20 protein-coding genes and 1 tRNA gene are annotated in these 20,250 nt (G+C 46.8%); 6 read left to right on the top strand and 15 right to left on the bottom strand.

The features are described from left to right. Window positions 1-5: 5 nt before the first annotated feature. Both pnp and rpsO read right to left on the bottom strand, forming a co-directional pair. Window positions 6-2,174 (bottom strand): polyribonucleotide nucleotidyltransferase, encoded by a 2,169-nt coding sequence (pnp, locus tag ICN42_RS06750; RefSeq protein ID WP_216252464.1) that lies wholly within the window; start codon window positions 2,172-2,174, stop codon window positions 6-8. A gap of 271 nt (window positions 2,175-2,445) precedes the next feature. Then, entirely contained in the window at window positions 2,446-2,715 is a 270-nt protein-coding gene (gene rpsO / locus ICN42_RS06745) for a 30S ribosomal protein S15 (RefSeq protein WP_015420915.1), read from the bottom strand. A 218-nt stretch (window positions 2,716-2,933) separates the two neighbouring features. Between rpsO and ICN42_RS06740 the strand changes: the two genes are divergently transcribed. Beyond that, the gene (locus tag ICN42_RS06740; RefSeq protein WP_216252461.1) at window positions 2,934-3,530 is read left to right on the top strand and encodes a YSC84-related protein; all 597 of its coding nucleotides are present in this window, start codon (window positions 2,934-2,936) and stop codon (window positions 3,528-3,530) included. A gap of 30 nt (window positions 3,531-3,560) precedes the next feature. Here ICN42_RS06740 and ICN42_RS06735 read toward each other — a convergent pair whose 3' ends face one another. The 6 genes from ICN42_RS06735 to ICN42_RS06710 all read right to left on the bottom strand — a co-directional run bounded on the left by ICN42_RS06735 (window position 3,561) and on the right by ICN42_RS06710 (window position 10,278). Further along, window positions 3,561-5,108 (bottom strand): 2-isopropylmalate synthase, encoded by a 1,548-nt coding sequence (locus ICN42_RS06735; protein ID WP_216252459.1) that lies wholly within the window; start codon window positions 5,106-5,108, stop codon window positions 3,561-3,563. Between the two features lie 232 nt (window positions 5,109-5,340). After that, window positions 5,341-6,204, bottom strand: a complete 864-nt coding sequence (gene pssA / locus ICN42_RS06730; protein WP_216252456.1) for a CDP-diacylglycerol--serine O-phosphatidyltransferase — start codon at window positions 6,202-6,204, stop codon at window positions 5,341-5,343. A gap of 27 nt (window positions 6,205-6,231) precedes the next feature. After that, window positions 6,232-6,879 carry a phosphatidylserine decarboxylase gene (locus ICN42_RS06725; protein ID WP_216252455.1) on the bottom strand — a complete coding sequence of 216 codons (648 nt, stop codon included), beginning with the start codon at window positions 6,877-6,879 and terminating at the stop codon, window positions 6,232-6,234. Window positions 6,880-6,931: 52 nt separating this feature from the next. Then, window positions 6,932-7,948 (bottom strand): ketol-acid reductoisomerase, encoded by a 1,017-nt coding sequence (gene ilvC / locus ICN42_RS06720; protein WP_216252452.1) that lies wholly within the window; start codon window positions 7,946-7,948, stop codon window positions 6,932-6,934. A 51-nt stretch (window positions 7,949-7,999) separates the two neighbouring features. Then, the gene (ilvN, locus tag ICN42_RS06715) at window positions 8,000-8,491 is read right to left on the bottom strand and encodes an acetolactate synthase small subunit (protein ID WP_216252450.1); all 492 of its coding nucleotides are present in this window, start codon (window positions 8,489-8,491) and stop codon (window positions 8,000-8,002) included. Then, window positions 8,491-10,278: an acetolactate synthase 3 catalytic subunit gene (locus ICN42_RS06710; protein ID WP_216252448.1), complete on the bottom strand. Its 1,788-nt coding sequence runs from the start codon at window positions 10,276-10,278 to the stop codon at window positions 8,491-8,493. The genes ilvN and ICN42_RS06710 overlap by 1 nt, the downstream gene beginning before the upstream one ends. 193 nt (window positions 10,279-10,471) lie before the next feature. On the opposite strand from ICN42_RS06710, the gene ICN42_RS06705 reads away from it, so the two are divergent. The 4 genes from ICN42_RS06705 to ICN42_RS06690 are packed head-to-tail and all read left to right on the top strand — an operon-like array spanning window position 10,472 to window position 12,697. Next, window positions 10,472-11,041: an RNA polymerase sigma factor gene (locus tag ICN42_RS06705; RefSeq protein ID WP_216252445.1), complete on the top strand. Its 570-nt coding sequence runs from the start codon at window positions 10,472-10,474 to the stop codon at window positions 11,039-11,041. After that, entirely contained in the window at window positions 11,038-11,502 is a 465-nt protein-coding gene (locus tag ICN42_RS06700) for a DUF3619 family protein (RefSeq protein ID WP_216252443.1), read from the top strand. Before ICN42_RS06705 ends, ICN42_RS06700 begins: the two co-directional genes overlap by 4 nt. A 25-nt stretch (window positions 11,503-11,527) precedes the next feature. Then, window positions 11,528-12,154, top strand: coding sequence for a DUF3106 domain-containing protein (locus tag ICN42_RS06695; protein WP_216252440.1), 627 nt, complete (start codon window positions 11,528-11,530; stop codon window positions 12,152-12,154). Window positions 12,155-12,157: 3 nt separating this feature from the next. Then, window positions 12,158-12,697 carry an RDD family protein gene (locus ICN42_RS06690; protein WP_370626006.1) on the top strand — a complete coding sequence of 180 codons (540 nt, stop codon included), beginning with the start codon at window positions 12,158-12,160 and terminating at the stop codon, window positions 12,695-12,697. Window positions 12,698-12,722: 25 nt separating this feature from the next. On the opposite strand, the gene ICN42_RS06685 is transcribed toward ICN42_RS06690, so the two are convergent. The 7 genes from ICN42_RS06685 to ICN42_RS06655 all read right to left on the bottom strand — a co-directional run bounded on the left by ICN42_RS06685 (window position 12,723) and on the right by ICN42_RS06655 (window position 19,725). Next, window positions 12,723-15,194, bottom strand: a complete 2,472-nt coding sequence (locus tag ICN42_RS06685; RefSeq protein ID WP_216252437.1) for an ABC transporter permease — start codon at window positions 15,192-15,194, stop codon at window positions 12,723-12,725. Window positions 15,195-15,205: 11 nt separating this feature from the next. Beyond that, window positions 15,206-15,991 carry an SDR family oxidoreductase gene (locus tag ICN42_RS06680; protein ID WP_216252435.1) on the bottom strand — a complete coding sequence of 262 codons (786 nt, stop codon included), beginning with the start codon at window positions 15,989-15,991 and terminating at the stop codon, window positions 15,206-15,208. Window positions 15,992-16,054: 63 nt separating this feature from the next. Next, on the bottom strand, window positions 16,055-16,711 hold the full coding sequence (locus ICN42_RS06675; RefSeq protein WP_255539270.1) for an ABC-type transport auxiliary lipoprotein family protein: 657 nt from the start codon (window positions 16,709-16,711) through the stop codon (window positions 16,055-16,057). Then, on the bottom strand, window positions 16,708-17,622 hold the full coding sequence (locus tag ICN42_RS06670; RefSeq protein WP_216252433.1) for an MlaD family protein: 915 nt from the start codon (window positions 17,620-17,622) through the stop codon (window positions 16,708-16,710). Before ICN42_RS06670 ends, ICN42_RS06675 begins: the two co-directional genes overlap by 4 nt. Then, window positions 17,619-18,386: an ABC transporter ATP-binding protein gene (locus tag ICN42_RS06665; protein WP_216252431.1), complete on the bottom strand. Its 768-nt coding sequence runs from the start codon at window positions 18,384-18,386 to the stop codon at window positions 17,619-17,621. The genes ICN42_RS06670 and ICN42_RS06665 overlap by 4 nt, the downstream gene beginning before the upstream one ends. Next, window positions 18,386-19,558, bottom strand: a complete 1,173-nt coding sequence (locus ICN42_RS06660; RefSeq protein ID WP_216252429.1) for an ABC transporter permease — start codon at window positions 19,556-19,558, stop codon at window positions 18,386-18,388. The genes ICN42_RS06665 and ICN42_RS06660 overlap by 1 nt, the downstream gene beginning before the upstream one ends. A gap of 90 nt (window positions 19,559-19,648) precedes the next feature. Beyond that, window positions 19,649-19,725: transfer RNA gene (locus ICN42_RS06655), tRNA-Arg, on the bottom strand. A gap of 18 nt (window positions 19,726-19,743) precedes the next feature. On the opposite strand from ICN42_RS06655, the gene greB reads away from it, so the two are divergent. Then, window positions 19,744-20,244: a transcription elongation factor GreB gene (greB, locus tag ICN42_RS06650; RefSeq protein ID WP_216252427.1), complete on the top strand. Its 501-nt coding sequence runs from the start codon at window positions 19,744-19,746 to the stop codon at window positions 20,242-20,244. Window positions 20,245-20,250: the final 6 nt, after the last annotated feature.

Genomic DNA, 20,250 nt, shown 5'->3' with positions numbered 1-20,250 from the left:
TTTACTTAAGCAGATTCGCTAGATGCTGGAGCCGCTTCAGTTGCAGCTTCAGTTGCACCAGCTAAGGGAGCAATCGTGCCACCCTCATCAGCCATTGCAGCCTTGAGAGATAAACGTAAACGACCACGCTCATCAGCAGCTAGTAACTTCACGCGAACTACTTGGCCTTCTTGCAAATAATCCTTAACTTCTTTTACACGCTCATTGGAGATTTCAGAGATATGCAAGAGACCATCTTTACCTGGAAGAATATTTACCAAAGCACCAAACTCGAGCAACTTCACAACTGGGCCTTCATAGATCTTGCCTACTTCAGCTTCAGCAGTAATGCCTTCGATGCGGGCTTTCGCTTCAGCCATGCCTTCAGCAGAAGTAGAAGCGATTGTTACAGTACCGTCATCTTTGATGTCGATGCTGCAACCAGTTTCTTTGGTCAAGGCCTGAATTGTTGCGCCGCCTTTACCAATTACTTCACGAATTTTGTCTGGATGAATCTTGAAGGAAACCATACGCGGAGCATGTGCAGACAATTCAGTGCGAACTGAACCCATCGCCTCTTGCATCTTGCTCAAAATATGCAAGCGGCCTTCTTTGGCCTGAGCCAACGCAACTTGCATAATTTCTTTAGTGATTCCTTGAACTTTAATATCCATCTGAAGAGCAGTAATACCGTTAGCAGTACCGGCCACTTTAAAGTCCATATCGCCCAGGTGATCTTCGTCACCCAAGATGTCTGTCAACACGGCAAAACGATTGCCATCGAGGATCAAGCCCATTGCAACACCAGCAACGTGTGCTTTAACTGGAACACCAGCATCCATCATTGCCAAACAGCCGCCACAAACAGAAGCCATGGATGAAGAGCCATTGGACTCAGTAATTTCAGAAACTACACGAATGCTGTATGCAAAATCTTCTGCACTTGGCAATACTGGAATCAATGCACGTTTAGCCAAACGACCGTGACCAATTTCACGACGCTTAGGGCTACCTACACGACCTGTTTCGCCAGTGGCAAATGGAGGCATGTTGTAGTGGAACATGAAGCGATCACGGTACTCACCTTCGAGTGCGTCAATGATCTGTTCATCACGAGCCGTACCTAAGGTAGCAACTACGAGAGCCTGTGTTTCACCACGAGTAAACAATGCAGAACCGTGTGTGCGTGGCAATACGCCATTACGAATCTCAATCGGACGAACAGTACGTGTGTCACGACCATCAATACGTGGCTCGCCATTCAAGATCTGGCTACGAACAATCTTTGCTTCGATTTCAAATAGGATGTCATTAACCGCTACTGCATCAACATCACCTTCTGCGGATAGCTTAGCCATTACTTCTTTAGTAATTTCTTTGAGCTTGTCTGAGCGAGCGCCTTTTTGACGAATTTGATACGCTTCACGCAATGGACCTTCAGCTAATGCAGTTACCTTGGCAATGAATGGCTCATCTTTAGGAGCTGCAGTCCAATCCCACTCTGGCTTGCCAGCTTCAGTGACTAATTCATTAATTGCGTTGATCGCTGTTTGCATCTGGTCATGGCCATACACAACAGCACCCAACATGATTTCTTCGGATAGCTGATTAGCTTCTGACTCAACCATCAATACAGCAGCTTGTGTACCAGCAACAATCAAATCCATCTCGCTAGTAGCTTGCTCTGTACGTGTTGGGTTCAAGAGGTATTGACCATTAGCGTAACCAACGCGTGCTGCGCCGACTGGGCCAGCAAATGGGATGCCTGAAACGGCCAAAGCAGCAGAAGCGGCGATCAAAGCAGGAATATCAGAAGGAACATCCGGGTTGATAGACAACACATGAATAACCACTTGAACTTCGTTCAAGAAACCTTCTGGGAACAATGGACGCAATGGACGATCGATCAAACGGGAGATCAACGTCTCGCCTTCTGATGGACGACCTTCACGACGGAAGAAGCCACCAGGAATTTTTCCAGCGGCGTAAGTTTTTTCGAGGTAATCAACAGTCAGTGGGAAAAATGACTGGCCTGGCTTAGCTGATTTAGAGGCAACTACTGTACCCATGACAACGGTGTCATCAATGTTCACGATCACGGCACCACCGGCTTGACGAGCGATCTCGCCTGTTTCCATAACTACCTGATGATTACCCCATTGAAACGTTTTTACTGCTTTTTTAAATATAGTCATTCTGATCTTCTCCAAATTGTTCACGCAAAAGCCACATGGATTTCACGCTTGTCGTGGGATAAAGCAGTGTCACGACAACACTGGAGCGATTGAAGATCACAAGGGATGCCATTCCAGGGAGACACTGGATTTCTCAACCCAGAAACTCATTGGAATGACACGATCCCCTACACAAATAATCTTGAAGCGCTCAAAAAACATGCCATCTGCTTAAGACTGATTCTGTTACGAAACAACCCTAAGAAAGATGGCATTGCAATACCGATAAGAATTACTTACGGAGACCTAATTTCTCGATCAATGCGCGATAGCGACCCAAATCCTTGCCCTTGAGGTAATCCAAAAGGCGGCGACGGCGTGAAACCATCTTCAACAAACCACGACGGCTGTGATGATCTTTAGCGTTAGCTTTGAAATGGGGGGTTAATTCATTGATGCGGGCTGTTAGCAATGAAACTTGAACTTCAGGGCTACCCGTATCGTTTGCGCTGCGCGCGTTTTCTTTGACGATTTCCGCCGTTTTAATATCAGCAACTGCCATTTTCATACTCCTTACTTGCGAACACCTGAGCTTTCACCCAATTTGTGTCGTGCATTTATTAATCAAATAAAACAAAAAAGCTTTAAAAATCAAAGCCCTCGAATTGTAGCAGAGAGAATCCAGAAATTGAGCCAAGCCACATGAAACTTGGTATGCTTTGCCTATACCCCAAAGTCAGATTTTTATATAAAACGTAATAAAATCAATAAGTTAACAAAATGAAACTATCCATTCTTCGCATAATTGCCCTATTTTTAGGCACCCTCCTCTTTCAAACTGGTGCATTTGCCCAATTTTCCAACCCTTTTGGGGCTCAGAAAACGGTGGCTCAGCAACGTCAGGATATCCTCAAGGCAAGCAATGACACCCTAAAGGCGCTGTATCAAGCTCAACCTAAAGCAAAGGAATTGATTGAGAAATCGGTTGGATATGCCACCTTTAGTAACTTTGGCATGAAGATTTTGATTGCTGGTGGCGGAACTGGTAGCGGCGTAGTTATCCAAAAAGATGGCGCCAAACCCATTTATATGAACATGGCTGAGGTTCAGGCCGGCCTAGGCTTTGGAGTTAAGTCCTTCCAAAATATCTTTGTTTTTGAAACGCAAGCAGCACTCAATGACTTCGTTAATTCTGGCTGGACTTTTGGTGGCCAAGTTACCGCTGCAGCCAAATATGAAAAGAATGGGGATGCCTACCAAGATGCAGTGGTAGTGGCGCCTGGAGTATTAATGTATCAACTCACAGACTCAGGCCTCGCCGCTGAAATCACCGGCAAAGGCACGAAGTACTATAAGAACACAGACCTCAATAAGTAAAACAGATCCACAGATGTCGCCGAGAACTTCTTAAGGCGTCATCTGCGCGTTGAGCTTAGCTTGGCTAGGGTCATGCAATTTGTTCAGTGCGGATAAATACGCTTTCGCTGAGGCGGCAATGATGTCCGGATCAGTTCCAACACCATTGACGATGCGCCCACCCTTAGCCAGCCTCACAGTAACCTCGCCCTGAGATTGGGTGCCAGAGGTAATTGCATTGACAGAGTAAAGCAACTGCTCTGCCCCGCTCTTCACGATTTCTTCAATCGCGTTTAAGCTCGCATCCACTGGGCCATTTCCTTCAGCCTCTGAACTCGCCTCTTTATCGCCAACACGGAAGGTCACCTTAGACTTTGGTCGCTCACCCGTTTCGGAGTGCTGGCTCAAAGAAATGAATTTATAAAACTCACCTTCTTCAGCAGCAGCAGAATCAGACATGATGGCAATGATGTCCTCATCAAAAATTTCTGATTTTTGATCGGCCAATGATTTGAAGCGGACAAATGCATCATTCAAATCTGCCTCAGCTTCAATCGCGATACCCAACTCTTGCAAACGTTGCTTAAACGCATTGCGTCCTGATAACTTACCCAAAACAATCTTGTTGGTAGCCCAGCCCACATCTTCTGCGCGCATGATTTCATAGGTATCGCGGTTCTTTAAGATGCCATCCTGGTGAATGCCTGAAGTATGTGCAAAAGCATTCGCACCAACTACCGCTTTATTTGGCTGAACTACAAAACCAGTGATCTGAGAAACCAACTTCGATGCGGGAACGATCTGAGTGGCATCAATACCGCACACCATATCGAAGTAATCCTTACGCGTGCGCAAAGCCATGACAATCTCTTCCAAGGCGGTATTACCAGCGCGCTCACCTAAGCCATTAATGGTGCACTCAATTTGACGTGCGCCACCAATTTTGACGCCGGCCAATGAATTAGCGACAGCCATCCCTAAGTCGTTATGACAATGCACAGACCAAACTGCCTTGTCTGAATTGGGAACGCGAGTGCGCAAGGTCTTGATAAAGTCGCCATACAACTCAGGAGTTGCGTAACCCACGGTATCTGGAATGTTAATAGTAGTGGCGCCTTCATTAATAACGCCCTCCACCACTCTGCAGAGGAAATCCATCTCCGAGCGATAACCATCTTCCGCTGAGAATTCAACATCCTCAGCCAAGTTTCGGGCAAATCGAATGGAGCGTTTAGCTTGTTCCAATACTTCTTCAGGAGACATGCGCAACTTCACGGCCATATGCAATGGACTCGTTGCTAAGAAAGCATGAATCCGTTTGGCATTAGCAGCTTTCAAAGCATCAGCAGCACGGCTAATATCTTTATCGTTGGCACGGGCGAGTGAGCACACGATTGAATCTTTCACGGCTGCCGCCACTGCAGAGATAGCCTGGAAGTCGCCCTCAGAGCTAGCAGCAAAACCAGCTTCAATTACATCAACCTTGAGGCGCTCCAACTGGCGAGCAATACGCACCTTCTCGTCTTTTGTCATTGAGGCGCCAGGCGATTGTTCGCCATCACGTAAGGTGGTATCAAAAATGATTACTTTGTCGCTCATCACTACTCTCCGGTTCAATATTGCTTAATTATGTTTACTACTTCAATGCGAATCTAAAAACAAAAACCCCAGCAATTTGCTGGGGCTGGTATGTCGTGGCTAATGAATTACTTTAATCTCATTAACTCAGGCCTTACCTGCCCCAAGCTGTAGGCTTAGTGCTAGTAGAAGCAAGTTAGAAAGGGGTGAGAAATTCATCAACATGGATTAAATATAACCTAAATATTCCAAATTAGCTAAAACGTCGGCCACTAAAATGCTCCCAGGCCCAAATGACGTAACCTGATATGGAATAAACCACAAAGAGGCCGAACAGGGTTAAGGGTGGATTAGAGGAGATTAAGACAAAGGTCAGAATCATCAAGACCATGACGCCAAAAGGCACGCGGTAGCGAACATCCAAAGCTTTACCGCTATAAAAACGGGCATTGGAAACCATGGTCAGGCCAGCGTAAACAGCAATAAAGAATGTAATCCAGGGAATCGCTGTATCGCGTACCGGAATCTTATTGTCATCTGCGAGCCAAATAAAACCCGCCATTAAGGAGCCAGCAGCTGGGCTCGGCAAGCCTTGGAAAAACTTCTTATCAACTACGCCGGTATTGACATTAAAGCGAGCCAAACGCAAAGCGGCACCCGCGCAATAGGTAAAGGCAGCCAACCAGCCCCACTTACCTAAATCTTTTAAAGCCCATTCATACGCTACTAGTGCTGGAGCTACACCAAATGACACCATATCTGCCAGAGAGTCATACTGCTCTCCAAAAGCGCTTTGAGTATTGGTCATGCGTGCCACGCGACCATCCATGCCATCCAATACTAAGGATGCAAAGATGGCAATAGCAGCTATTTCAAACTGGTGGTTCATCGCGTTGACGATGGCAAAGAAACCGCAGAACAGAGCCGCGGTAGTGAAGGCGTTGGGAAGAAGGTAAATACCTTTGCTGCGTAGACGCGGCTTATCGGTATGCAACTCTTCTACCTCGAAATCGATCCCATCACCTAACTCATCAGCCCACTCAGCCTGTGAACGCTCTGCGCGTTTAGGAGCAAGGCGACTACGGTCTATACGGCCACGACGACGAAATGTACTCAATGAGGATTCCCAGTTAAAGCGACTTAATTAATCTAAGCCAGGTACGCGAGCTAATGCGGTGTTCGTAGCAAAAACTTTATCACCAACACTGACCAAAGGCTCAGCCGTTAATGGCAAATATACATCCACACGGGAGCCAAAGCGAATAAAACCATAACGCTCACCTGCTTTTAGCCTATCGCCAACGTGGATATAACAAAGGATACGGCGAGCGATTAAACCGGCAACCTGAACGAGTGTGATGATTTGGCCATTGGCATCAATCACCACAGCATTGCGCTCATTCTCTGTAGAGGCTTTATCTAAATCGGCATTTACAAATTTGCCAGGGAAATACTGAATCTCTTTTACTAAGCCGTTCACTGCACTCCGGTTGGAGTGAACATTAAACACGTTCATGAAAACGCTAATCTTCAAAGCTTCACGACCCGCATAGGGATCGTTGGCTACCTCTACCACGACAATGCGGCCATCGGCAGGAGATAAAACTAAATCACGACCCAAAGCAGCAATGCGCTGAGGATCGCGGAAGAACTGCAGAACAAAGATAAAGATGATCCACAAAGGCCATGACCATGCAATACCACCAAGATAGTGGACCAGCAAAGTAACAGCCCCCACCAATGCCAAATACGGCCAACCTTCTTTCGCAATAATGGGGTGCGGATACATCATCTTTGTTCTGAGCCTTTTAAGTTACTGCCATTAGTTTCTAACTGCTAACTACTTAGTTCTTAGTTTGATCAACCAACTTGTTCTTTGCAATCCAAGGCATCATGGCGCGCAACTTCGCACCAACTACCTCGATGTCATGCTCAGCGTTCAAGCGACGGCGTGAAATCAAAGTAGGCGCGCCTGCTTTGTTTTCCAAGATAAAGCTCTTCGCGTACTCACCAGTCTGAATATCTTTCAAGCACTGACGCATTGCGTTCTTAGTATCTTCAGTTACAACACGTGGGCCAGTCACATACTCACCGTACTCAGCATTGTTAGAGATGGAGTAGTTCATGTTGGCAATACCACCTTCGTAGATCAAGTCAACAATCAACTTGAGCTCATGCAAGCACTCGAAGTAAGCCATTTCAGGAGCGTAGCCAGCTTCAACCAAAGTTTCAAAACCAGCTTTAATCAACTCTACTGCGCCACCACAAAGAACAGCCTGCTCACCGAACAAGTCAGTTTCAGTTTCTTCACGGAAGTTCGTTTCGATGATGCCGGCACGACCGCCGCCGTTTGCTGTTGCGTATGACAAAGCAACGTCGCGAGCTGAACCCGATTTATCCTGGTAGACAGCGATCAAATGGGGAACACCGCCACCTTGAGCATAAGTGCCGCGAACAGTGTGACCTGGCGCTTTAGGAGCGATCATGATGACATCCAAGTCAGCGCGTGGCTGAACTTGACCGTAATGAACATTAAAGCCGTGAGCAAATGCCAATGCAGCACCCTGCTTAATATTGCCGTGAACTTCTTTGTTGTACACATCAGCGATTTGCTCATCAGGCAAGAGCATCATGACGACATCAGCATCTTTAACAGCTTCGCCAACTTCTTTCACTGTCAAGCCAGCATTTGCAGCTTTGCTCCAGGAAGCGCCATCTTTACGTAAACCAACAGTAACGTTGCAGCCTGAATCCTTCAGATTCAATGCGTGTGCGTGGCCCTGTGAACCGTAACCAATGATGGTGACTTTTTTGCCTTTAATGAGGGACAAATCAGCGTCTTTATCGTAAAAAACTTTCATGCTCTTTCCTTGTTTTGAAAATGTAATTAATTCAGTAATCAGTTAAAAAAATTAAACCTTGAGGATACGCTCACCGCGCCCAATACCAGAGCCGCCCGAACGGACGGTTTCCAGAATTGAAGAACGATCAATCGAATCAATAAAGGCATCTAATTTGGTGCCATCACCAGTTAATTCAATGGTGTAACTCTTGTCAGTCACATCGATAATGCGACCACGGAAAATATCCGTTGTACGCTTCAACTCTTCACGTTCTTTACCTACAGCGCGTACCTTAATCATCATGAGCTCACGCTCAATATGAGGACCTTCAGTCAAATCAAACACCTTAACCACTTCAACCAAACGATTCAAGTGTTTGGTAATTTGCTCAATCACATCCTCAGAGCCAATCGTGACAATCGTCATGCGAGAAAGTGATGGATCTTCAGTAGGCGCAACACTGAGTGTTTCAATGTTGTAGCCACGAGCCGAAAATAAGCCAACCACACGGGACAGCGCCCCTGGTTCGTTCTCTATTAATACGGAAATAATATGTCGCATTAGAGATCCTCGCTACCCAAAAGCATTTCAGTAATACCCTTACCTGCTTGGACCATCGGCCAAACGTTTTCTTCTGGGTCCGTCTGGAAATCCATAAACACAGTGCGATCCTTTAAACGAATCGCCTCTTTGAGGGCACCCTCAACATCAGACTTCTTCTCGATACGCATACCAACGTGCCCAAAAGCCTCAGCCAACTTCACAAAGTCTGGCAATGAGTCCATGTAAGAACTGGAATAACGCTTGTTATAAGTCAGCTCTTGCCATTGACGAACCATGCCGAGGTAACGATTATTTAGAGAAACAATCTTGACTGGCGTGTTGTATTGCTTACAAGTAGAAAGCTCTTGAATACACATTTGAATCGAGCCCTCACCAGTAATAGCAAATACATCTTTTTCAGGGAAGGCTTTCTTGATACCCATAGCGTAAGGTAAGCCAACACCCATGGTGCCAAGACCGCCGGAGTTGATCCAGCGACGAGGCTTATCAAATTTATAGAATTGGGCAGCCCACATCTGATGTTGACCAACGTCAGAGGTAATAAATGCATCGCCACCAGTGAGTTCCCATAACTTCTGAACAACATACTGTGGCTTCACAATTTGCGATGCTTCGTCGTACTTCAAGCAATCCTTTTTACGCCACTCATTAATCTGCTCCCACCACGCTGCCACTTTGGCATCGTTCTTGCGTGGGCCTGCAGCTTTGAGCTGAGCGGTCATCTCTTGCAATACTTCTTTGAGGTTGCCAACAATTGGAACATCTACCTTCACCCGCTTAGAAATCACGGATGGATCAATATCAATATGAATGATCTTGCGTGGATGACTTGCGAAGTGGGCGGTATTACCGATAACGCGATCGTCAAAACGAGCGCCAATCGCAATCAACACATCACTGTGCTGCATCGCCATATTGGCTTCGTAGGTACCATGCATGCCAAGCATGCCCACAAACTGAGGGCTAGTGCCGGGGAAGCCACCAAGACCCATTAAGGTGTTGGTGACGGGATAACCCAATAAGTCAGCAAACTCTTTTAATTCTGGAGCGGCATCAGCCAAGATCACACCACCACCGGTATAGATGAATGGGCGCTCAGCTTCTTGCAGTAACGAAACTGCTTTGCGAATCTGTCCGCTATGCCCTTTTACAACTGGGTTATATGAACGCATCTCCAAGGTTTCTGGGTAGACGAATGGTCCTTTGGCTGCAGATACATCTTTTGGAATATCAATCAATACAGGGCCTGGACGACCGGTCTGCGCAATATGGAAAGCTTTCTTGATAACCAAAGGAAGATCTTTCACATCCTTCACCAAGAAATTGTGCTTAACCACTGGGCGAGTAATACCAACGGTATCAGCCTCTTGGAAAGCATCTTCACCAATGGCATACGTTGGCACGTTACCGCTGATGACTACCAGCGGTATGGAGTCAGTGTAAGCAGTAGCAATTCCAGTAACCGCATTGGTTACGCCAGGGCCCGAGGTAACTAGAGCAACACCAACCTTACCGGTTGCGCGTGCATAACCATCGGCCGCATGAACCGCTGCTTGCTCATGGCGAACAAGGATGTGCTCAAACTTATCCTGCTTAAAAATTTCATCGTAGATAAAGAGGACAGATCCGCCCGGGTAACCCCAAACGTATTCGACGCCCTCTTTGTGCAAAGCTCGCACTAGCATCTCAGCACCAATGATTTCTGGTGGAGTGACTACGGGATTTGTATTTGTTGTGTCTTGGTTAGCTTTAGAAGCTAAAAATTCGGCGCTGCTTGTATTCATTTTCTTTCGTCCTTTGCAATTTTCGGCAAAAAATTGTTTGGTCTGTTCTGTCTCCTGCTTGTGGCCTGAGTTCGAACGGCGCTGCTACCGGAAAAAACCACTTCTTGAATGAGATTCTAGGTAGTAAGCCCTATATTCTATAGCAATCCCCTAAAATGGACGAATTCCATCTGATTCAGGTCTAATCTACTGAATGGCTTCACCCCAAGAACTTTCTGACTTTCTGAGTAATGTTGAGCAGCGCGCTTTCAAGCAGGCGGTCTACGCTGTGCGAGATGACGATGCTGCCTTGGACATTGTTCAGGATGCCATGATCAAACTGGCTGAAAAGTATGGGGATCGCCCGGCAGCTGAACTGCCGTTGGTTTTCACGAGAATTCTGCAAAACCGGATTCACGACTGGTTTAGGCGTCAAAAGGTCAGAAATACCTGGGTCACGCTTTTCTCCAATATGGGCAAGAAATCGGATGAAAGTGATGATTTTGACCCCCTAGAGTCACTTGCAGCCCCTGATGACAGTGAAATTCACCAAGATGGGGCACATCAACTCGAACGAACTCAGCTTTTGCAGTCCCTAGAGTCAGAAATATCAAAATTGCCTGCCCGTCAACGAGAAGCCTTCCTAATGCGTTATTGGGATGAGCTGAGTATTACTGAAACTGCCCTTGCGATGAGTTGTAGCGAGGGAAGCGTCAAAACCCACTGCTCAAGAGCCACCCAGACTCTAGCTAAAGCATTGAAATTAAAAGGAATTACGCTGTGAATCGCAATGAAGACATCCTAAGCACAACAGAAGCAGATCAATTTGGTCTGACAGCTGCCGCCCTACTCCGCCAAGGATCCCAATCCTTGCCAGCAGGTATTAAAGATCGTCTGTACGCAGCTCGCCTAAAGGCACTTTCTGTCAAAAAACCAGAAAAAGTTCGCATTCAGCAGCATGTTTTAGCCAGCTCTGCTGGAAACTGGTCTTCAGGCTCACGCTCTTTCTGGGATAACGTCGGCTGGGTTGCGCCGTTGATTGTGTTGGTGTTTGGTCTGATTGGCATTGCCCAATGGCAGCAAGACTCCCGCATTAACGATATTGCTGAATTGGATGCCGCCCTCTTAACAGATGACGTACCACCAGATGCCTACGCTGACAGTGGCTTTATGGGATTCCTCAAAAATGGGCCTTTAGCTGAATCTGATCAAGATAGTCTTGATTCGGCCAAGTCACCATCCTAAGGTTCAAAGCGAGTCCTATTAGCGCATGCTAAATAACCCAAGATCCTTGAGTGCTTCGCTTAGCATCAGCATGGTGCTGACAATCGGCGCTTTTGGATCCCTGCAAAGTTCCAGCGTATTTGCCCAAACGCCTGCAGGTGCTCACGGCAAAACGACTGGTATCCCAGAAAAAAAACCTGACGGTACTTGGGAAGGCCTTAAACCAGAGCAACAGAAAATCCTAGCTCCACTAGAAGGCGATTGGGATTACATGCTCCCCGAGAGTCGCAAGAAATGGATTCAGGTTGCTAATTTGTATCCGAAGATGAGTGAGACCGACCAACAGCGACTGCAGTCTCGTATGGCGAGCTGGTCCAATCTCTCCCAAAAAGATCGTCGCATTGCGCGAGAAAACTATTTAAGCAGCTTGAAGTTCCCTGCTGAGAAAAAAGCAGAGGCTTGGAGCGCGTATCAAAAACTGAGTGATGAGCAAAAAAAGAAATTGGCACAAGCAGAAGTGAATAAGAAGAAGCCTACCGCTGCAAGTGCGCCAACATTGCAGCAGCATCCCATCACACAAAAATCAAATCTAGCGCCAACCCTGCCAGTAAGCAGCCCCCTTACTCAAGAGGTTCCAGCTCCGAGCGCAGACAGCAGTTCAAGCAATCCCTAATCCGTGATTACCCCCGCTGAATTAAATACACTACCTGCTCCGCAATTTTGGCGACGTGTCTCTTGCAGTCTGTATGAGCAGTTAGTTTTATTAGGTGTCATCGCCTTTACTTTCCTAGTTCCCAATTTAGGCTTGGGCATGCTATTTGGAATCTCCCTACCAAGCTGGCTCACCTTCCTCTACCTCTATGTCGTCCTGGGAATTTACTTTGTTTGGTATTGGACCAAGTCAGGACAGACACTCGCAATGCAAACCTGGCGCGTGCGCATAATTGGTCCTCGTGGTTACAACCTAACTCGCAGACAGGCTATCTGGCGCTATGTATTTGGTTCTTTGTGGCTTGTGCCCTGCGTTCTGCTGCAATGGCTCTTTGAGCTTCAGAGATGGCAGATTATTGAAATGCTGTTCACGGTGGCTTTATTTCTATGGCCATTGAGTATTTACTTAGATCGCGTCAGTCCTCTACTCCGTCAAAGTCTGCCAGACCGTTTCGGCGGTACCCGTTTAGTTGAATTACCAAAGAACTTGGTAAAACTCTCATAAGCATTCATATGCAAAAGTGGGAAATCTAAATCTCTCGCAAACACTCCATGGCGGTTGCGGTTTGAATTTTTCGCTGAAAACGAAAGCCCGCTAGAAGGCAAGCAGTTACCCCAAATACAATGCCCATCGCAATAGATTGCGCGAATGCATTGAACTCAATCTCCAATATAAAACGGCCTAGGGCCCATGCAGCTATTCCAGACGCTGTACCAGCCAAAGCTCCCGCCAGTATTCCAATAATCAAGAGTTCGGCTAGAGCAATCCTACTGAGCAAAGCGCGCGAAGCACCTACCGCCTTGAGCAGGGCGGCACTTCTAAAGCGCTCGTCTTGGGTAGCCGCAATTGCGGCTACTAGCACCAGAATCGCTGCAGCAATCGTGAAAGCAAACAATAGACCCAGCACAGAAGATAATCGATCTAATACATCTTGTATTTGCTGCAAAGAGGTAGCCACATCCACTATCGTCAGATTGGGATAAGTCTGAGTTAACTGGTAATCAAGCCCCTCAATCTCAGCACCTTGGTAATAAGAGGTAATCCATGATTGAGGCATTTGCGCAAGCATGGCAGGCGGCATAATGACAAAGAAGTTCACTTTCATGGAACTCCAATCCAACTTACGCAAAGAAGTAATTGGCGCAGTGACTCGCTCTCCTGCGAGTTCAAATGTCATTTGATCGCCAAGCTTCAACTTCAATGTCTTAGCTATCCCCGCTTCTAAAGAAACCTGCGGCGCACTCCCTTCAATCCATTTGCCCGCAGTAATACGATTGCCATCGGGCAACTGTTCTGTATAGGAAAGATTGAACTCTCGATCAACTAAGCGACGTGCATTCTCATCAACATAATCATTCGGCCCAATAGTCTTCCCATTAATCTCAACTAGGCGTGCACGCACCATGGGACTAAAGCTAGGCTTAGATACTCCTGCATGCGTCAGAGACTGAGCAATACTAAGTTTCTGGTCTTCCTGAATATTAATCATGAAGCGATTTGGTGCATCGACTGGAATATTGCCCTGCCATGTCGCCAATAAATCTTGTCGAAGCAAGAGGATCAACAATAAAGCCATCAAGGCAATTCCTAAGGCAGTAATTTGCATTACTGCAAAGCCAGCCCGTCGAGCTTGCGCAGTCAGCGCAAAACGCAATGCAAAGCTCTGAGCGCCCCATTTAGAAAAAAGGAAATTCAATATACGTAGCGCACACCAAGAAACTAGAGCAAAAAGAGCTACAGCCAAGCCAAAGCTGGCAGCAACCCAAGAAGCCAACTTCCAATCCCGCGCCGCGATAGCAATTAAGGCAAGGCAAGTAATTAGGCCAAAAAGCGCTACCCACACTACTTTAATATTGACTGAACCCAACTCTTTTCGAATCAACCGTACTGGAGAAATCATCGCCAGACTACAGAGTGGCGGACCCGCAAAGCCGATCAATAAAAATAAGGAAAATAAAACACTCCAGGCTAGTGGCCAGAGTGATAGCGTAGGCAGATTGGCAAATACCAAATTACCCAACATTCGAATCAATACCTCTTGTACCCCGTAAGCAATAGTAGCGCCCATGATGGCGGCCAATATACATAGACTGCCCAATACTTTTATTTGATTTATCAAAATCGTCTTTTGGCTTGCGCCTAGGCATTTCATGACGGCGCAAACATCGGCTTGTTTTAAGACGTAACGACGTGCCGATAAAGCAATGGCTACTGCAGCTACCATTGCAGTCAGCAAGGCAACCAAGGATAAAAAGCGCTCTGCCCGCTCCAAAGTTTTACGCATCACAGGCTGGGCATTTTCTAGGGTCTCAATACGCAACCCTCTTAGGCCATTGGAGTCAATCCATTGTGTAGCCCACTTTTCATAATCAGAGATGGTCTGATCATTCCCCGCCAAAAGCAGGCGATAAGTAACGCGGCTTCCTAGGCCAATGAGGCCCGTTGCAGATAAATCATCAAGCGACATCATCACACGTGGTGCGAAGTTCATAAAGCCGGCACCTCGATCGAGCTCGCGCTCCAAGATACCGCTAATCACAAATGATTTATCGCCCAGAAGCATCCGATCGCCCACCTTAGCCTGCAGAGCGTTAAGCATCGCAGGATCTACCCAGACCGAACCAGGTGGCGGGGTTGAGAGTACTTGTGGGGGCGAGACTTGTAATGCCCCACGCAAAGGATAGGCATCGCTCACCGCCTTGAGGGAGGCAAGTTTACTTTGCGCACCAACTGTGGCCATGCTCGGAAAGACAATGGTTTGGGCAGAGCTGAGTTCTTGCTCTTTTGCCTTTTGAATAAACTGCTCAGGCAAAGGCTGATCAGAAACCAGCAATAAATCCGCTGCGAGAAGTTGGCGGGCATCAAACTGGAAAGCCCGCTGCATCCGATCCGCTAAAAAACTAACGCTGGATAAGGCTGCGACAGAAAGCGTCAATGCAACGAGCAGAGCAAGCAGCTCGCTAGATCGTAGATCTCGCCGAATGCTCTGCAGAAAGCTCATTAACACTACGTTTAAATCGCCTGAATCTGGCCACCATCAACACGGATCACTGACCCAGTGATAAAAGAGGCGCTTTGGCTAGCTAAAAAGGCAGCGGTATCACCATACTCCTGAGGATCGCCGTAACGCCCCATCGGAATCTGCTTCAAACTGGATTGAACGACAGAATCATAAGAGACATTCTCTCGTTGAGCACGCGCCTCGTCTAATTGACGCAAACGATCGGTTGCCACTCGGCCAGGCATGATCACATTCACGGTAACTCCTTCAGCAGCCACTTCTGCCGCTAAAGTTTTAGACCACGCTAGCAGTGCGGCACGTAAGGTGTTGGAGATGGCAAGATTTTTAATTGGGGCAATTGCACCAGAAGTGGTGCTAGTAATAATGCGGCCCCACTTACGCTTACGCATACCAGGAAGAACTCGGTCAGTGATACTAATCAGTGATAGCACCATGTCATTAAAACTTTTTTGCCATAAAGCAGGATCTTGACCGGCAGCCAATGTTGGAGGAGGTCCACCAGTGTTATTGATCAAAATATCAATTGGGCCAAGTTCTTTTTCAACCTTACTCACGAGGCCATCAATAACTGAGGCATCCGATAAATCCCAACTCAAAGCCAAAGCTATTCCACCAGCCGCTTCAATCAGCTCAACTGATTTTTTTAATCCCTCAGGATTGCGACCTGTCACTGCCACCTTAACCCCTTCACGAGCTAAAGAAACGGCCATCGCTTGACCTAAACCACGACTAGATGCCATCACCAAAGCAACCTTGCCCTGAAGTCCTAAATCCATATCTTCTCCATCTTATTTATAGTTACAACGCATTCTTCACGCAGCTGGATTACTAACCGCTTCTTACTGCCCCAAGGGCTTAGGCAAATTACCCGCGTACTTATATAACTCAGATTCATATTCTTTCAGAATTTTCGCCAAAGCTTCTTGTTGACCTAAAGCTAGGGCGCCTGGAGTGTTGTCTTTGAGCGGAACACGCTCGGTATAGCGATTGGTGCCAATCACTGGGTTTCTTTTGGTGGTATCAGTCACGGTCAGAAAGAACTCTATGGTTACAACTGCTTCAGGGCGTACCCGATAGTCACCATAAAATTCTTCTACGGAAGCCTGCAAGTTGTAATAAGGGAAAAAGCCGTTCCCCTGCCCTACCGTCATAGCAAAGATCTGGGAATTATTCATCCACTGACGAGTGGCATTTCCAACCATTTCATTCGGCAAAGCGGAATAAACGTTATAAAAATCTTTTTCGTAACGTTGATCGCTTAATCGATAGACCAAAGACTTGCCATCAAACGGTGGGGTTGTATTTACTGAGCCCATCTTGAGCCACAAGTCTGTGCGTGGTGTACGCGGACTGCCAGCACGCTCTGGGGCCACCATCCAGCTTGTTGTCTCCAGTGCTGGACGCTTAGGCAGAGAGCAAGCGCTCAATGCGGTAACAATAAATGCAAAAGCGGCAAACTTAGTGAGGCGTGATTTTTTCATCATCTGGATTCTCATTTTTGAGCTCCATTCATTGGAGGCGTAATTCGTGCGGGTGGCTCACCCCAAATCAAGGTTGATGGTGATTGACTTGCGACACGAGTAAATTCATTTAACTGCTCACTAGCTTGACGCAGATTCTCAAGGGTCGCAGTGGTATCACCCTGAACGCTACTGATGGTTTGACGTAAAGAAACCATAGTTGCAACCAATTCACGCATCAAAATATTCAGCTGATCTTTATCGGTGACTTTAGCAATGCGATCCAACAATACATTGAGATCTTTAACCGAATTGATCAGGCCGGAATTATCTTTGCCATCTCCAGCCATCAACTTATTGAGATTACCCAATAGCGCATCAAATTTCTTCTGGGTGCCATCTACGTCTAAGCCATTTAAAGCGCCAATCAACTTTTGAATGCCAGAAATAATTTCATCAGCTTGATTTGGCATTGATGGTACCACTGGATATTCAGGCTCCCATGGATATTTGAGGGTGACAATCTGATCAGCTTTGGGATAAAAATCTAACTCTACATAATTTACGCCAGTTATACCCATCGAACGAATACGGGCACGTAAGTTGTCTTTGATAAAAGTTTCGAGATGACTTTTCTCAATAGCATCTCCAAAAATCTGCATTCTCACAACAACATACTCTTGCTTCTGAACCATCGGTACATCTTTCTCATACAAATCGCCCGATAAACCAATGGTTGTGACCTGCCCAATCTTTACACCCCTGAAGCGCACCGCCGCACCAGCATCTAGACCAGTCACCGATTGCTTGACATAGGTCTCCACCATGAATGATTTTTTAAAGAGCTGGCCCGAGCCAAAGATCAAAATGATGGCGAGCAATGCACCGATTGCCGCTAGAACAAAAATGCCTAGGCGGAAATAATTAGGATTGGAGTTATTACTCATGCTGCGTCCTTGCTCATGATGCGGTTAAAGAATTGATGCACTCTAGGATCTTTACTGGTATCTCTTAATACCTTAGGATCGCCCTCGGCAATAATGCCTTTGGCATCCTTATCCAACATAATCACCTTATCGGCGATGGAATAAATACTTGCCAGCTCATGCGAAACAATCACAAAGGTAAATCCCAAGTTTTTTGAGAGATCCAAAATCGTACTATCAAGATCGGCTGATGTGATGGGGTCAAGACCTGCTGAAGGCTCATCCAAAAATAATATTTTAGGATCTAGGGCCATTGCGCGCGCAATGGCTGCCCGCTTTTGCATGCCCCCACTAATCTCGCTGGGCATATAAGTTTCGTATGGTAGTAAGCCTACTAAATCAAGCTTACAGCGTGCCAATAGATTCATTTGATCTCTGGTTAACTGCGTGTACTCCTCCATGAAGAGCGTCACGTTATCAAGCAAATTCATAGAACCAAATAAAGCGCCCTGCTGGTACATCACCCCAAAGCTTGTCATAATTTTTTGACGTTCAGCACCTTGGGCGGTAGTGATGTTTTGACCCTCGATCAACACGTCTCCAGAAAGCGGTTGGTATAAACCGAATAAATTCTTTAAGAGACTCGATTTACCACAGCCCGATCCACCCAAAATAACGAAGATCTCGCCATTCTTCACGGAGAAGTTGAGGTTCTGTAGAAGCACTTTTGAGCCGTAGCCCACAGTGAGATTTTGAACGTCGATCGCGTTATCCAACGAATCCATCAGAAGCCCGTCCTGTAAGAGATGTAAGCAAAGATGCCGTCCACTAAAACGATCATGACAATACTGCTCACTACTGCGCGAGTTGCTGAGATGCCGACCGCCGCTGCCCCGGTACCTGTTTGCATGCCGCGTAAACAGCCCATCGCAGAAACCACCACTCCAAATAAAGTGGCCTTCACTAAACCCGACAGCACATCCTCAACATCCACGGCGGATAACATGCCGTTGTAAAAGTTAATAAAGGGGATCCCATAAATTTGCATTGTCAGCATGGAAGAGAAAATGCTCACGACATCGGCAAACAAGGTCAATATCGGAGCTACTAATATTCCCGCCAATACCCTTGGTACGACTAAAAATCGAATGGGACTTAAACCACCAGTAACTAATGCATCCACTTCACTATTGACTGTCATGGTGCCGATCTCCGCAGCAAATGCGGCTGATGAACGGCCAGCCAGCAAGATCGCGGTAATGAGTGGCCCCATCTCACGCACAATCCCCAAGGCAGCTAGCGGTCCAACAAAAGAAACGGCGCCAAATTGCTGCATACCGATAGCGGCCTGAAAGGACAAAATCACTCCAATCAAAAAAGCGACTAAACCAACAATTGGTAACGCAGAGATACCCGCTTCTACGGCAGCATTCACAAAATCACCCCAACGCACTTGCCTGATATTCCGTATCGACCAAGCCAAATCGGCAGACAGATGACCGGTAAATGTAACTAGTCCGCGCGCATCTTCTATAAGATCTTCGGCGGCCATTCCGATGCTGACAACAAAGTTAGGCTTTGGCTTTGGACTTGGAACAGGAAAGAGATTTTGAATGGGATCAAATTCACGCAGGAGTGGCTGATACTTCGGATCTAGACCCTGAATATCAAATTGACCCCCTGATTTTTGCTGAGCCTCCTCAACATCAATCAAGAATGCAAAAGCAGCTCCATCTAAAGAGCTCACTTTAGATGCATCAAAAACCAATACATGAGCTTGAGCACTTGCCTGCCCTAACCAGAGGCTTTGCTTTTGTCGAATATCAGTCCACACGCCAGCCAAGGAATACACGTTGACCGCACCACTCAAAGTGACTTGCGCATGCGTTGCGTCAGTTTGCGACCAAATAGCTACTGGAGTTGGTAAATTCGTCGAATTAGCGTCAGAAATGCCCATAGACACACTATAAGGGATCCGCATGAATGCACTGTTAAAAGGGCAAAAAAAGAAAAAGGGCCCAGTTTTTCAACTAGGCCCTAAAAGGTTTGGTGCGGCTGGCAGGAATTGAACCCACGACCCCTTGGTTCGTAGCCAAGTACTCTATCCAGCTGAGCTACAGCCGCAACAGCCATAATTATGCCATGGAAGAGAAGAACTACATCACACCCGCAGGTCATGAGCGTATTAAAAGTGAGCTTTTACAGCTCCTGAACCTTGATCGGCCTGAGGTTGTCAAGGTTGTTCACTGGGCCGCCTCGAATGGCGACCGCTCTGAAAATGGGGACTATATCTACGGAAAAAAGCGGCTTCGCGAGATAGATCGCCGGATTCGCTTCCTAAATCAGCGCCTTGAATTTGCCGTAGTAGTCGATAACCAAGCCCGAAAATCGGGGGATGCGGATGCCGAGCAGGTCTTTTTTGGGGCTACAGTGACCTATGTAAACCTGGAGGGAGCCGAGGCCAATAAAGAGACGACTATCACGATTGTGGGGGTCGATGAGGTTGACTTAGAGTTGGGCCACGTCAGCTGGGTCTCCCCGATTGCTAAAGCCTTAATCAAGGCACGCTTAGGCGATTGCGTCAAAATTCAGACGCCAACGGGCCCTACCGAGATTGAAATCCTAGACGTGCAGTACCGATAATTTAGA

Origin of the sequence: Polynucleobacter sp. 71A-WALBACH, assembly GCF_018882365.1 — a bacterium.
Classification (GTDB): Bacteria; Pseudomonadota; Gammaproteobacteria; order Burkholderiales; family Burkholderiaceae; genus Polynucleobacter.
This window is presented reverse-complemented; position numbering and strand designations above follow the sequence as displayed.

What these genes read in the sequence shown, in the direction of transcription:
- pnp (WP_216252464.1), bottom strand. Translation starts at nt 2,174, where the DNA reads ATGACTATATTTAAAAAAGCAGTAAAAACGTTTCAATGGGGTAATCAT.
- ICN42_RS06670 (WP_216252433.1), bottom strand. Translation starts at nt 17,622, where the DNA reads ATGAGTAATAACTCCAATCCTAATTATTTCCGCCTAGGCATTTTTGTT.
- ICN42_RS06675 (WP_255539270.1), bottom strand. Translation starts at nt 16,711, where the DNA reads ATGAGAATCCAGATGATGAAAAAATCACGCCTCACTAAGTTTGCCGCT.
- greB (WP_216252427.1), top strand. Translation starts at nt 19,744, where the DNA reads ATGGAAGAGAAGAACTACATCACACCCGCAGGTCATGAGCGTATTAAA.
- ICN42_RS06705 (WP_216252445.1), top strand. Translation starts at nt 10,472, where the DNA reads ATGGCTTCACCCCAAGAACTTTCTGACTTTCTGAGTAATGTTGAGCAG.
- ilvC (WP_216252452.1), bottom strand. Translation starts at nt 7,948, where the DNA reads ATGAAAGTTTTTTACGATAAAGACGCTGATTTGTCCCTCATTAAAGGC.
- ICN42_RS06725 (WP_216252455.1), bottom strand. Translation starts at nt 6,879, where the DNA reads ATGATGTATCCGCACCCCATTATTGCGAAAGAAGGTTGGCCGTATTTG.
- ICN42_RS06710 (WP_216252448.1), bottom strand. Translation starts at nt 10,278, where the DNA reads ATGAATACAAGCAGCGCCGAATTTTTAGCTTCTAAAGCTAACCAAGAC.
- ICN42_RS06735 (WP_216252459.1), bottom strand. Translation starts at nt 5,108, where the DNA reads ATGAGCGACAAAGTAATCATTTTTGATACCACCTTACGTGATGGCGAA.
- ICN42_RS06680 (WP_216252435.1), bottom strand. Translation starts at nt 15,991, where the DNA reads ATGGATTTAGGACTTCAGGGCAAGGTTGCTTTGGTGATGGCATCTAGT.
- ICN42_RS06695 (WP_216252440.1), top strand. Translation starts at nt 11,528, where the DNA reads ATGCTAAATAACCCAAGATCCTTGAGTGCTTCGCTTAGCATCAGCATG.
- rpsO (WP_015420915.1), bottom strand. Translation starts at nt 2,715, where the DNA reads ATGGCAGTTGCTGATATTAAAACGGCGGAAATCGTCAAAGAAAACGCG.
- ICN42_RS06660 (WP_216252429.1), bottom strand. Translation starts at nt 19,558, where the DNA reads ATGGGCATTTCTGACGCTAATTCGACGAATTTACCAACTCCAGTAGCT.
- ICN42_RS06685 (WP_216252437.1), bottom strand. Translation starts at nt 15,194, where the DNA reads ATGAGCTTTCTGCAGAGCATTCGGCGAGATCTACGATCTAGCGAGCTG.
- ilvN (WP_216252450.1), bottom strand. Translation starts at nt 8,491, where the DNA reads ATGCGACATATTATTTCCGTATTAATAGAGAACGAACCAGGGGCGCTG.
- ICN42_RS06665 (WP_216252431.1), bottom strand. Translation starts at nt 18,386, where the DNA reads ATGGATTCGTTGGATAACGCGATCGACGTTCAAAATCTCACTGTGGGC.
- ICN42_RS06740 (WP_216252461.1), top strand. Translation starts at nt 2,934, where the DNA reads ATGAAACTATCCATTCTTCGCATAATTGCCCTATTTTTAGGCACCCTC.